The 12,052-nt window shown below is 72.7% G+C and carries 9 protein-coding genes; 6 read left to right on the forward strand and 3 right to left on the reverse strand.

The window, feature by feature from the left end:
- Window positions 1-155: 155 nt before the first annotated feature.
- Window positions 156-815 carry a DUF4360 domain-containing protein gene (locus ACIRQ9_RS06020; RefSeq protein WP_404167618.1) on the forward strand — a complete coding sequence of 220 codons (660 nt, stop codon included), beginning with the start codon at window positions 156-158 and terminating at the stop codon, window positions 813-815.
- 114 nt (window positions 816-929) lie between these two features.
- On the opposite strand, the gene ACIRQ9_RS06025 is transcribed toward ACIRQ9_RS06020, so the two are convergent.
- Entirely contained in the window at window positions 930-1,913 is a 984-nt protein-coding gene (locus ACIRQ9_RS06025; protein WP_404167620.1) for a GlxA family transcriptional regulator, read from the reverse strand.
- A 201-nt stretch (window positions 1,914-2,114) separates the two neighbouring features.
- Between ACIRQ9_RS06025 and ACIRQ9_RS06030 the strand changes: the two genes are divergently transcribed.
- The 5 genes from ACIRQ9_RS06030 (at window position 2,115) to ACIRQ9_RS06050 (ending at window position 8,780) form a co-directional block, all read left to right on the forward strand.
- Complete coding sequence (locus tag ACIRQ9_RS06030; RefSeq protein WP_404167622.1) at window positions 2,115-3,341, forward strand: acyl-CoA dehydrogenase family protein; 1,227 nt, start codon at window positions 2,115-2,117, stop codon at window positions 3,339-3,341.
- Window positions 3,342-3,346: 5 nt separating this feature from the next.
- Window positions 3,347-4,579 (forward strand): CaiB/BaiF CoA transferase family protein, encoded by a 1,233-nt coding sequence (locus ACIRQ9_RS06035; protein ID WP_404167624.1) that lies wholly within the window; start codon window positions 3,347-3,349, stop codon window positions 4,577-4,579.
- A 164-nt stretch (window positions 4,580-4,743) separates the two neighbouring features.
- A complete protein-coding gene (locus ACIRQ9_RS06040) occupies window positions 4,744-5,664 on the forward strand; it encodes a UTP--glucose-1-phosphate uridylyltransferase (protein ID WP_404167626.1) in 921 nt (306 codons plus the stop codon).
- A gap of 318 nt (window positions 5,665-5,982) precedes the next feature.
- A complete protein-coding gene (locus ACIRQ9_RS06045; protein ID WP_404167628.1) occupies window positions 5,983-7,143 on the forward strand; it encodes a 4-hydroxybenzoate 3-monooxygenase in 1,161 nt (386 codons plus the stop codon).
- Window positions 7,144-7,199: 56 nt separating this feature from the next.
- Complete coding sequence (locus ACIRQ9_RS06050) at window positions 7,200-8,780, forward strand: methyltransferase (RefSeq protein ID WP_404167630.1); 1,581 nt, start codon at window positions 7,200-7,202, stop codon at window positions 8,778-8,780.
- 178 nt (window positions 8,781-8,958) lie between these two features.
- Here ACIRQ9_RS06050 and ACIRQ9_RS06055 read toward each other — a convergent pair whose 3' ends face one another.
- Both ACIRQ9_RS06055 and ACIRQ9_RS06060 read right to left on the reverse strand, forming a co-directional pair.
- The gene (locus tag ACIRQ9_RS06055) at window positions 8,959-10,644 is read right to left on the reverse strand and encodes a pyridoxal phosphate-dependent aminotransferase (protein ID WP_404167632.1); all 1,686 of its coding nucleotides are present in this window, start codon (window positions 10,642-10,644) and stop codon (window positions 8,959-8,961) included.
- Window positions 10,645-10,849: 205 nt separating this feature from the next.
- Window positions 10,850-12,004 (reverse strand): aldose epimerase family protein, encoded by a 1,155-nt coding sequence (locus ACIRQ9_RS06060; protein ID WP_404167634.1) that lies wholly within the window; start codon window positions 12,002-12,004, stop codon window positions 10,850-10,852.
- Window positions 12,005-12,052: the final 48 nt, after the last annotated feature.

The following is a 12,052-nucleotide window of genomic DNA, read 5'->3' on the forward strand; positions in this document are numbered from 1 at the left end:
GCGGGGCTTCCTACGATGCGAGCGCCTCGTTCTTCACAGGAAACCCACAGGTTCTTCAAGGGTGAACCACATCGAACCCCGAGGGGCGCGCGGGTCCTGCGGGCCGAGGCTGCCACCCCCCACCCGATCACCCGACCGGAGAAGCCATGAAACCCATGCGGCATGGACTCCTGCTCGGCGGAGCGCTCACCGCGCTGCTCACCGCCGGGCTGCCCGCTCAGGCCGGCGCCTCGTCGTCGCCCGTCTTCGACGACCCGCCGCCGGACAAGATCGTCATCAACGTCGCCACGGTGAACGGCTCCGGCTGCCCGCAGGGCACCACCGCCGTCGCCGTCTCCGAGGACAACGAGGCCTTCACCGTCACCTACAGCGACTACCTCGCCCAGGCCGGCGGCACGTCCGACCCCACCGCCTTCCGGCGCAACTGCCAGCTCAACCTGGTGGTGCACGTGCCGGGCGGCTTCACCTACGCCGTCGCCAGCGCCGACTACCGCGGGTTCGCCTCGCTCCAGCAGGGCGCCACCGGTACGCAGCGTGCCTCGTACTACTTCCAGGGCTCGTCCAGCACGGCCTCCGCGAACCACCCGTTCCGGGGACCCTACGACGACAACTGGCAGGCCACCGACACCACCGACTGGGCCCAGCTGGTCTGGGCGCCCTGCGGGGTCCAGCGCAACTTCAACATCAACACCGAACTGCGGGTGACCGCCGGGAGCACCAGCCCCGGCAAGGTCAGCTTCATGACCATGGACTCCACCGACGGTGAGATCAGCACCGTCTACCACCTGGCCTGGAAGCAGTGCCCCGCCCGGTGATCCGGCAGCCCCGCCCCGTGGCCGGGCCGGCCCGGTCCACCTGATCGGCGCGGACGCCGGCGCGGCGGGCGGGTTCCCGGTACGGGGCCCGCCCGTCCGCGGCCTGACCGGCGGTCAGCCCCGGCTTGCCGCCGTCGCCCGGAACGTGTTCCGGTACGCCTGCGGGGACACCCCGATCGCCGCGTGCAGATGCTGCCGCAGGGACGTGCCCGTGGCGAAGCCGACCTCGGCGGCGATGCGGTCGACCGCCAGGTCGCTGGTCTCCAGCAGATGGCGGGCCCGGTGCACCCGCTGCTGGATCAGCCAGCGGCCGGGACTGACACCGGTCTCCTCCTGGAAGCGGCGCGCGAAGGTGCGCCTGCTCATCCGGGCGTGATCCGCCAACTCCTGGAGCGCCAGCGGCCGTTCCAGGTTCTCGAGGGCCCAGGCCCGGGTGGCCGCGGTACCGGTGGCGCTCTCGTCGGGCACCGGCTGCTCGATGTACTGCGCCTGGCCGCCGTCCCGCCACGGCGGTACGACGCACTGCCGGGCCACGCTGTTGGCGACCGCGCTGCCGTGATCGGCGCGGACGAGGTGCAGGCAGACGTCGACACCGGAGGCGGCGCCCGCCGAGGTCAGGACGTCGCCGTCGTCGATGAAGAGCACGTCGGGATCCAGGTCCACCTGCGGGAACATCCGCCGGAACCGGGGCGCCAGCGCCCAGTGCGTCGTCGCGGGCCGTCCGTCGAGCAGCCCGGCCGCCGCGAGCGTGAACGCGCCCGTGCAGATGGAGACGATCCGGGCGCCGGGCCGGATCCGCGCCAGCGCGGCGGCCACCGGGGCGGGCACCTCCTCCGAGATCCGCGCCATGTCGTACGGCGGTACGACCACGGTGTCCGCGCTCTCCAGCGCCTCCGGTCCGTGCCCGAGGGTGACCGTGAAGTCGGCGCTGGTCGCCACCGTACGGTCGGCGGTCGCCGCGCAGGTCACCACGTCGTAGGCGCCCGGGACGCACGGGAAGACCCGGTTCGGGATGCCCAGCTCGAACGGGTAGACACCGTCGAGGGCGAGCACGACGACCCGGTGCGGCCGGGTCCTCAGGAAGTCGATCTCGGACATGGCATGATCCTATCGCCTTCCGTGGATGTGGCCACCGAGCGTGGGCCTCCGCGGCATCGGCGCGCAGAGGGCCATTGGGGTCGTTCGCCGTCACGAGCACACCCCCCGGACGGCGAGGGCTCACGGGAATCGGCGCGCGATCCGGGTCTAATCGACCGGACCGAAGCCATGAGCACCGCCCGCGGTTCTGGAGGATCACCCATGGGTGCCAACCCGCTTCTGCCGACGCCGACCGGCCCCTACCTGGGCGAGGGACAGCTGCCCGCGGACTTCTACTCCTTCGAGGACCTGCTGACGGACGGCGACCGGGAGACGATCGGACGCGTCCGGGCGTTCCTGCGGACGCAGGCCGCCCCGCTCGTCGACGACTACTGGGCACGGGCCGAGTTCCCCTTCGAGCTCATCGAGGGATTCGGCGCTCTCGGACTCGCGCACTGGGCCGACCCCGACTCCCCGGAATCCAGGCCCAGCAATCTCCTCTCGGGCTTCCTCGCCCTGGAGATGGGGCATGCCGACGCCTCCCTGGCGACCTTCACCGGCGTGCACACGGGGCTGGCCATGGGCTCGATCCTCGCCTGCGGCTCCGAGGAGCAGAAGCGGCGGTGGCTGCCCGCGATGAGCCGCTTCGAGAAGATCGGGGCCTTCGCGCTGACCGAACCGCACGGCGGCTCCGACGTGGCCGGCGGCCTGAAGACCACCGCGCGCCGTGACGGGGACGGCTGGATCCTCGACGGGGCCAAGCGGTGGATCGGCAACGCGACCTTCGCCGACCTGACCGTCGTCTGGGCGCGGGACACCGCCACCAACCACGTGCTCGGCTTCGTCGTGGAGAAGGACACGCCCGGCTTCACGGCCACCAAGATCGAGAACAAGATGGCGCTGCGGATCGTGCAGAACGCCGACATCGTGCTGGAGGGCTGCCGCGTCCCGGAGTCCGACCGGCTGCAGAACGCGCACTCGTTCAAGGACACCGCGGGCATCCTGCGCCAGACGCGCAGCGGGGTGGCCTGGCAGGCGGTCGGGGTGATGTTCGGCGCCTACGAGATCGCGCTGCAGTACGCGAAGGAGCGCGAGCAGTTCGGCCGCCCCATCGGAGGCTTCCAGCTCGTCCAGGACCTGCTGGTGAAGATGCTCGGCAACGCCACGGCCTCGTGCGGGATGGCGGTGCGGCTGGCCCAGCTGCAGGACGCCGGGATCTACCGGGACGAGCACTCCGCGCTGGCCAAGGCGTACTGCACCGTGCGGATGCGGGAGAGCGTCGGCTGGGCGCGGGAGCTGCTGGCCGGCAACGGCATCGTCCTGGACTACAAGGTCGGCCGCTTCGTCGCCGACGCGGAGGCCCTGTACTCCTACGAGGGCACCCGCGAGATCCAGACCCTGATCGTGGGACGCGCCGTCACCGGCGGCCTGAGCGCCTTCGTGCGGTGACGGCGATGACCACCGAATCCGTCTTCACCGGCCTGAAGGTCCTCGACGCGTCGTCGTTCATCGCGGGCCCGGCGGCGGCCACCGTGCTCTCCGACTTCGGCGCCGACGTCGTCAAGATCGAGCCGCCGGGGGCGGGCGATCCGCAGCGGCGGCTGAGTTCCGTGCCGCCGAGCCCGCAGGCCGAGGCGAACTACAGCTGGCACCTGGCCAACCGCAACAAGCGGGGCATGGTGCTCGACCTGAAGTCGCCCGCGGCGGTGGAGGTCCTGCGGCGGCTCGTGCGCTGGGCCGACGTGGTGATCACCAACTTCCCGCACGGGACGCGGGAGAAGCTGCACCTGGGCTACGAGGAGGTCTCCGGCTGGAACCCGCGGGTGATCTACGCGGACCTGACCGGCTTCGGGGACACCGGGCCCGACGCCCGCCAGCCCGGCTTCGACCTGACCGCGTTCTGGTCCCGCAGCGGCCTGCTGGCCGCCACCCGCGACGCGGGCGCCCCGCCGACCGTGCCGGTGTGGGGCAGCGGGGACTACACGACGGCGATCGCCGTCTACGCGGCCGTCACCACCGCCCTCTACCACCGCGAACGCACCGGACAGGGCGCCAACGTCGGCACCTCGCTGCTCGCCACCGGCGTGTGGGCCACCGGCACCCTGATCGCCGGCGCCCTCGCCCACGGCACCCCCTTCGCCCTCCACGACCGCAAGGCCCCCGCGAACCCGCTGGTCAACCCCTACCGGACCGCGGACGGCGAGTGGTTCATGCTGGTCGCTTCGCCCCTCCGCTGGCCGGGGCTGACCCGCGCCGTCGGACACCCCGAGCTGCTGGAGGACCCCCGGTTCGCGGACCTGGAGGGCATGGTCCGGCACGCCGACGCGCTCGCCGCCCTGCTCGACGCCGAGTTCCGCTCCCGGCCCTTCGGCCACTGGGAGGACGTGCTGACGCGGGAGCGCATCACCTACAGCCTCATCCAGACGCCGGAGGCGGCCGCGCGCGACGAACAGCTGCGCGCCAACGACATCGTCGTCCCGCTCGAAGGGGCCGACGGGCTGACCGAGACGGTCAACAGCCCGGTCCTGCTCCGCGGAGTGCCGAAGGTGCCCGCGAAACGGGCGCCGGAGCTGGGCGAGCACAACGACGAGATCCTCGCCGAGCTGGGATTCGGTCCCGCCGAGATCGCCGCGCTGCGCGCCGGCGGAGCGCTCGGCGGCGAAACGGAGGCGGAGCCGCCGCGATGAGCCGGGCGCCCGCGGCGGGCGGGCCGGCGCGGCGGCGGCCCCGCACCCCTGGTTCGCCCGGAAATCGTCTGGACGAAGCACTCCGGCCGGCCGGCGTTCGCCGGGCGGCCCAGGGCCCGTTGGTAGCGTCGGGCTGCCCCGTGCCTCCGACCGAGAGAGACCTGATGCCCCCGACGATCCGCAGGGCCGTGATCCCCGCCGCCGGACTCGGCTCCCGGCTGCTGCCGCTGACGAAGGCGACGCCGAAGGAGATGCTGCCGGTCGGCGACAAGCCGGTGATCGAACACACCGTGCGGGAGCTGGTGGACTCCGGCATCACCGACATCACCATCGTCGTCTCGGGCGGCAAGAGCCTGATCCAGGATCATTTCCGGCCCAATCCCGGGCTCGTGGAGCAACTGCGCGCCGACGGGAAGACCGCCTACGCGGACGCCGTCGAGGAGGTCGCCGAGCTGGCCCGCCGCGGCCACATCACCTACCTCGACCAGTACGGCCCGTACGGCAACGGCACGCCCGTGCTGAACGCCGCCCGCTCCTTCGGCGACGAGCCCGTCCTGGTGCTCTGGCCGGACGACGTGTTCGTCGCCGAGGTGCCGCGCGCCCAGCAGCTGATCCGCGCCTACGAGCAGACCGGCTGCCCGGTGCTGGCCCTGCTGCCGATGGATCCCGCCGACTCCCAGCGCTACGGCGTGCCCATCGTCAAGGAGGACCTGGGCGAGGGGCAGCTGCGCATCACCGGACTGGTGGAGAAGCCCGCGCCGGCCGACGCGCCGTCCCCGTACGCGGCCATCGGCGGCTACGTCGTCACCCCGGGCATCATCGACGAACTGCGCGAGCAGACCCGCCGCTGGTACGAGCACCGCACCGGCGAGGTGTACCTGACCGACGCCATCAACGCCTACGCCGCGAGCCGGGCCGTGTACGGGCAGGTCATCCAGGGCCGGTGGTACGACACCGGCAATCCGGCCGACTACCTGGTCGCCCAGATGGCCTTCGCCCTGGCCCACCCCGAGTACGGTCCCGTCCTGCGCGGCCTGGTCCGGGGCCTCGACGAGGAGCGGGAGGACACCCCGGATACGGTATGATCATTCCAGAGCTGGTCGCCGCTGAACCCGGTGATCGGACCTGCGTTGGTGGTCCAAGGAAAGACGCCCCGCTTCCTGTGGGGAAATGCAGGTGCAAGGCCTGCCCGGCGCTCCATTCGGTGCCCGTCCGCGTGCTGCGGACGGGCACCGTCGCGTTTCCCCCCTCCCCCCCTCGCTCCCCCCCGCGTTCCGTCGGCCTTCGTTGCCTCGGGCCACCCTTTCGGGCTAAACATCCCGCTTCCCCCCGCTGTGGACGCCTTCACCCAAGTCCTGGCTGATATGAAACCTCCTGGCTAAAAGGAATCTTCGGGGGCGGGTATGACAACAGCACAGGTCGGCGTGGTGATCGTCGGCGCGGGACCGGCCGGGCTCGTGCTGGGGAATCTGCTGCTGGACCGCGGCATCGACTGCGTGATCCTGGAGCGGCGCGACCGGCTCGCGGTGGAGGGCCGGGCCAGGGCCGGCTTCCTCGCCCCGCACTCCGTGCGGATCCTGACCGGGAACGGCCTGGCGGACGGCCTGCTCGCCCGCGGACGGACCCACACCACCTGCCTGTTCCGCAGCGACCGGGGCGAATTCACCCTCGACTACGGGAAGCTGGGCCCCGGCGAGCCGCACACCGTCTACCCGCAGCAGGAACTCGTACGGGACCTGATCGCCGAGTACCTGCGGCGCGGCGGCCACCTCCGATTCGGCGCCGAGGCCGAGGAGATCACCGACGGCCGGGTGCGGCTGCGCGGCGGCACGGACGTGACCGGACGGTACGTCGCCGGGTGCGACGGGCACCGGGGCATCGGCCGCGCCACGCTGACCGCCCACGGCACCCGGACCGCCCGCCGGGACCACGGCGTCTCCTGGCTCGCCGTCCTCGCCGCGGCCCCGCCCAGCCTGCCGGCCACCGGATACGCCCTGCACGAGAGGGGGTTCGCCGGCCACATGGCCCGCACCGCCTCCGCGACCCGGTACTACCTCCAGTGCCCTCCCGGCACCGACCCCGCCGACTGGAGCGAGGACCGGATCTGGACCGAGCTGGCGACCCGGATGCGGACGGCCGAGTTCGGACCGCTGCGCGAGGGCGCCGTCCTGGAGAAGGCACGCGTCGACCTGCGCTCCGACGTCCTGGAGTCCCTGGGCACCGGACGGCTCTGGCTGGCCGGCGACGCCGCCGGCCTCATCAGCCCGTCCGCCGCCAAGGGCGCCAACCTCGCGATCCTGCAGGCCGAATCGCTCGCCCACGCCCTCGAAGGAGCCCTGGCGCGCGGCGACGAGGCCCCTCTCGCCCGGTACACCGGCGCCTGCCTGCCCCGCATCTGGCACGCCCACGAGTTCTCGCACTGGATGAGCACCCTGCTGCACGGCCCCGACGGCGACGACGACACCGCGCGCTACGGGCGGGCGCTGCAGTACGCCCGGCTGGAGAGCCTCCGCACCCTCCGGTCCCACCAGGACTTCTTCGCGGAGAACTACACCGGCATCTGATACCCGGGACCCACAACCCCCGGTTCTTCCTGACCCACGATCAACGGGAACCCTTCATGAACCTCTCCGTCGTTCAGGCATGTCTGACGGAAACCGACCTGGAACGGATCCGGCAGGCCGCCGATCACGTCCGCGACCACGACACCGACCGGGTCCTCGCCGGCCTGCTGCCCGCTCTGACCGCCGAGGAGCGGGCCGACGTCTGCCGCCATCTCGTCTACGACCACACGGCCGTGCTGGTCTTCCCCGCCTCCCTGGACACCCTCCCCGACGACCTGCGGCGCGCCGGGCTGGAACCGGGACCCGTCACCCCGAGCGTGGTGGTCCGCGGACGGCTGGCCCGCCGCTACGGCGCCGCCGTCGCCGACAGCCCGGTCGCCATCGTGCACGTGCCCGTCGCCGGGCGGACCGTGGAGATCTTCGCGCTGCCCGTGCCGCCCGGCTCCCCGCTGGAGGCGGTGGCCGCCGACGAACGCGCCGCCGGCCACGAGTCCCACCACGCGTTCGCCGTGACCGCACCGGGACGGGTGATCCCGGCCGGGCTGCGCACCCTGCTCACCGAACGCGCGGGCGCGGTCCCGGACGGCGGCGGCTACAACCGGCACGAGAACGTCACCGTCCTCTACTTCCGCACCGCCCGGCACCGCCGCTTCGAACTGCGCCTGCCCGGCCGCCACGACCCGGTACCCGACGCCACCCTCTCCCTGCTCGGCGTGCTGACCGGAGCCTGGGCCACCCAGGCCGTGCGCACCATGGCCGAACTCCGCATCGCCGACCACCTCGCCGCCCGGCCCGGCCTGGACGACGCCGCCCTCGCCGACCGCACCGGCGCCGACCCCGACGCCCTGCGCCGGCTCCTGCGCTACCTGGCGACCCTCGGCCTGCTGACCGCCTCGGCCGACGGCACCTACCACCTCACCGCCCTCGGCGAACCCCTGCACACCGGCGCCGAGTTCTCCCTGCACCCCCTCGCGCTGCTGTACGGCGGCCCGTTCTACGACTCCTTCGCCGGACTGACCCACGCCGTGCGCACCGGGCAGGAAGCTTTCGCCCACCGCCACGGACAGCACCAGGGCGACCTCTTCCACCGGGCGATGGCCGCGAGCGCGGAGATGTTCACGCCGGTCCCCGGCCTGCTCGACTTCTCCGGCGTGCGGCGGGTGGTGGACGTCGGCGGCGGCAACGGTGCGCTGCTCGGCCGGGTGCTGCGGCACCACGACCACGTCGAGGGCGTCCTCCTGGAGCGCCCCGAGGCCCTGGAGGCGGCCCGCGCCCACCTCGCCCACCTCACCGCCCGCTGCGCCTTCGTCGCCGGCGACTTCACCGAGTCGGTGCCCGAGGGCGGCGACGTCTACCTGCTCTCCCGCGTCCTGCACGACTGGGACGACGCGCGCTGCCGCACCGTCCTGGCCCGGTGCGCCGAGGCCATGCGCCCGGGAGCCGAACTCCTCGTCGTGGAGCGCCTGCTGCCCTCCGCCGCCGCGGCCGCCTGGGACCTCCACATGCTGTGCAACGTCGGCGGCCGGGAACGGGACGAGTCCCACTACCGGCACCTGCTGGAGGAGGCGGGCCTCAGGCAGGTGGCCCGCCACGAACTCCCCCTGGGAGCCTCGTTGCTGCACGCCGTACGGGGCTGAGCGCGCAGTTCCCCACGCCCCTGTCGGGGCGCCCAAGCCGAGCGGAGTGAAAGGGGCGCGCCGCCCGGTCGCCCACGCGGCGGAAGCCGTACATCCGGGACAGCCCCGCGCCCCGACAGGGGCGCGGGGAGCTGCGCGACCGGCCACGACGGTGCTGCGGTCGGCGGCGCACCGGTGTCTACCCGGTCTGGCCCATCCCCGCCGCGTTCGGCCAGCTCTGCGCGTTCGGCCAGCCCGTGGCCGGCGCCGGGGCCAGCTCGGGCGGCGGGGGCGGCGGCGCCGTCATCCCGCGCACCTGCGCCGCGGTCAGCCCGCCCCGCGCCGGCACCCCGGTCGGGGTGGGCCCGGCCGGAGCGGGCGGCGGCGGTGCCTGCGGGGGCATCTGCATCGGTGCCTGCGGGGGCGGCGCCTGCATCGGCGCGGGCATCTGCATCGGGGCGGCCATCTGCATCGGGGCGGGCATCTGCGCCACCATCGGCTGCGGCGGCTGCATGACCGGCGATGCCGCCGGCATCGGCATCCCGGCCGGCGGACCGGCGACGGGGAGCGGCATGCCGACACCGGCGGCGGGAGCGGCGGCGAGACCCGGCCCCACGGCCGACGCCGCGGCGAGACCCGGAACGGGCCCCGCACCGACGGCCTGCGCGAGCTGCAGGCCCGCGCCGTTGGTCTCGCTCACCAGCCGGTCCACCGCCGCCGTACCCGAGCTGTAGCTGGTCCCGTTGCCCAGCTCGGGCACGGCGGCTCCCCTCCTGGACCCGTAGAGCACCAGCTCCAGGGCGGACACCAGGCGACGCACGTCCACCTCGGGGCGCACCACGAGTCTCAGGAAGCGGCTGGACGAACCGATCTTGTTGCCGCACTCGCGGACCAGGATGCGGTGCTCGGTGAGCATCCGGTCCCGGACCACCGTGCCCTCGGCACCGACGGGAAGCCGTACGAACAGGAAGTTGCCCTGCGAGGGGTACACGGTCAGACCCGGCAGGACGGAGAGCTGGCTGGCCATCTCCAGCCGGTCCTTGCGGACCTGGAGCAGGCTCTGCGCGTACTCGGCGCCGTGCTCCTTGAGCATGAAGACGACGTACTCGGCGAACGCGTTGAGGTTCCACTTCGGCAGCATCGAGCGGACCTTGCCGGCCAGCGACGGGTTGGCGACCATGTAGCCGAACCGGATGCCGTGCAGGCCGAAGTTCTTGCCGAGGCTGCGCAGCACGATGACGTTGGGCCGCAGCATCGCCTCCTGGACGACGCTGGGTTCGGCCTCGGCGTCGGCGAACTCGAGGAACGACTCGTCGATGACGATCAGGTCCAGGTCGGCCATGGCGTCCATGAACTGCACCACGGCCTGCTTGTGCAGGAAGCCGCCGTCGGGGTTGTTCGGGTTGCAGACGACGGCGGCCCGGGTGCCCCGCTTGCGGATGAACTCGGCGTACTGCGCGAGGTCCAGGGCGAAGCCGTTCGACTCCTGGAGCGGGAACATGTCCACGCGCTTGCCGGTCTCCATCGGCTGGTCGGTCCAGCGGCCGAAGGTGGGGACGGGGACGGCGAGGGACTCGCGGACCAGCAGGTGGTCGATCCAGGTGATCAGCTCGGTGGAGCCGTTGCCCATGGCCACGGCCTGCGGCGGGAGCTGGAGGAGCTGGCAGAGCTCGGCGGTGATGGTGTCGGCGCTGCTCGGATAGAACGTGATGATGTCCTTCAGCCGGGACGCCATCGTTTCCAGCATCGCCGGGGTGGGGAAGTACGGATTGCAGGGTATGCAGAAGTCGACAGGACCGGCCCCCTCGCCTCCCTCGCGGGTCAGTGCCGCCATCGACGGGCTGTGCGCGCCGCTGCGGAACAACGAGGTGACGTTGCCGGCCATTGAACCTCCGTATGAGGCGGGCCCGGTGGGGACGTCCGGGCCCGTCGCCTTGGGTGGCCCGCGCGGGGGAGCACGGGCCGCCCTTGGGTACGGAGCCGCGCGCGGCGTTGTTCAACGGATGTGAAAGATGTGTGCCCAGCTGTTTCCGCTGCGCACCCCGCCGCATGGGCGCCGCCGGCCCCTCACCGGCCGCGCCCACGCCGCCTCACGCCCCGAACGTGTGAACCGTCCGTGACCTGTATGTCTGCCCCGGTCGCAGCACCGTCGAGGGGAAGGCCGGGTGGTTCGGCGAGTCCGGGAAGTGCTGGGTCTCCAGGCACAGTCCGTCGCCCTGCCGGTAGGTGCGGCCGGAGGTGCCGGTGAGGGTGCCGTCGAGGAAGTTGCCCGAGTAGAACTGCACGCCCGGCTGGTCGGTGGCGATCTCCAGGGTGCGGCCGGAACGCGGGTCGCGCAGCGTCGCGATGTGCTCGGGCCCGGCCGTGACGCCCTTGTCCAGGACCCAGTTGTGGTCGAAGCCCTTGGCCTGCACCTGCTGGGGGTGGCCCGCCCGGATGTCCCGGCCGACCGGCTTGCCCTTGCGGAAGTCGAAGGGGGTGCCGGCGACCGTGGCCAGTTCGCCCGTGGGGATCAGGCCCGCGTCGGTGGGCGTGTAGCGGCCGGCGGCGATCGTCAGCTCGTGGTCCTCGATCGTGCCCGTGCCCTCGCCGGCGAGGTTCCAGTAGGTGTGGTTGGTGAGGTTGACCACGGTGGGCCGGTCGGTGGTGGCCCGGTAGTCGATGATCCAGCGGCCGTGCCGGTCCAGGGTGAAGGTGACCTTCGTCCGGAGGGTGCCCGGGTAGCCCATCTCGCCGTCGACGCTCGTGTAGTGAAGGTGCAGGCCGACGTCGGAGCCCGAGGTGAAGCCCTCGACGTCCCAGACCTTCGTGTTGAAGCCCTTCGCGCCGCCGTGCAGGCTGTTGACGCCGTCGTTGACGGAGAGCTGGTGGCTCTTGCCGTCCAGGGTGAACCGGCCGCCCGCGATCCGGTTGCCGTACCGGCCGATGGTCGCGCCGAAGAAGGTGGTTCCGGCGACGTACGCGGCCAGGTTGTCGTAGCCGAGCGACACGTTGGCGTACCTGCCGTGCCGGTCCGGGATCTCCAGGGACTGGACGATGCCGCCGTAGGAGAGGACCTTGAGGCGGGTGCCGCCGTTCGCCAGGGACCAGCGGTGGACCTTCGTCCCGTCCGCGAGGGTGCCGAACGGCTCCTTCACCGGCTTGCGGCTCCCCGTGGCGGCCTCGGCGGTGCCGGCGCCGAGGGTGGTGGCGGCGAGGCCCGCCGCCGCGGCTCCCGCGATGACCGTGCGTCTGTTCAGTTCCATGTGCGGCTCCTGGGAGAGGAGGGGCCCCGCCGTGCGGCGGGGCCCTTG

It is taken from the genome of Streptomyces sp. NPDC101237 (assembly GCF_044767465.1).
Classification (GTDB): domain Bacteria; phylum Actinomycetota; class Actinomycetes; order Streptomycetales; family Streptomycetaceae; genus Streptomyces; species Streptomyces gramineus.

Bases quoted from the DNA above. Each gene is read 5' to 3' on its own strand.
- ACIRQ9_RS06020 (WP_404167618.1), top strand. From the start codon at position 156: ATGCGGCATGGACTCCTGCTCGGCGGAGCGCTCACCGCGCTGCTCACC.
- ACIRQ9_RS06025 (WP_404167620.1), bottom strand. From the start codon at position 1,913: ATGTCCGAGATCGACTTCCTGAGGACCCGGCCGCACCGGGTCGTCGTG.
- ACIRQ9_RS06030 (WP_404167622.1), top strand. From the start codon at position 2,115: ATGGGTGCCAACCCGCTTCTGCCGACGCCGACCGGCCCCTACCTGGGC.
- ACIRQ9_RS06035 (WP_404167624.1), top strand. From the start codon at position 3,347: ATGACCACCGAATCCGTCTTCACCGGCCTGAAGGTCCTCGACGCGTCG.
- ACIRQ9_RS06040 (WP_404167626.1), top strand. From the start codon at position 4,744: ATGCCCCCGACGATCCGCAGGGCCGTGATCCCCGCCGCCGGACTCGGC.
- ACIRQ9_RS06045 (WP_404167628.1), top strand. From the start codon at position 5,983: ATGACAACAGCACAGGTCGGCGTGGTGATCGTCGGCGCGGGACCGGCC.
- ACIRQ9_RS06050 (WP_404167630.1), top strand. From the start codon at position 7,200: ATGAACCTCTCCGTCGTTCAGGCATGTCTGACGGAAACCGACCTGGAA.
- ACIRQ9_RS06055 (WP_404167632.1), bottom strand. From the start codon at position 10,644: ATGGCCGGCAACGTCACCTCGTTGTTCCGCAGCGGCGCGCACAGCCCG.
- ACIRQ9_RS06060 (WP_404167634.1), bottom strand. From the start codon at position 12,004: ATGGAACTGAACAGACGCACGGTCATCGCGGGAGCCGCGGCGGCGGGC.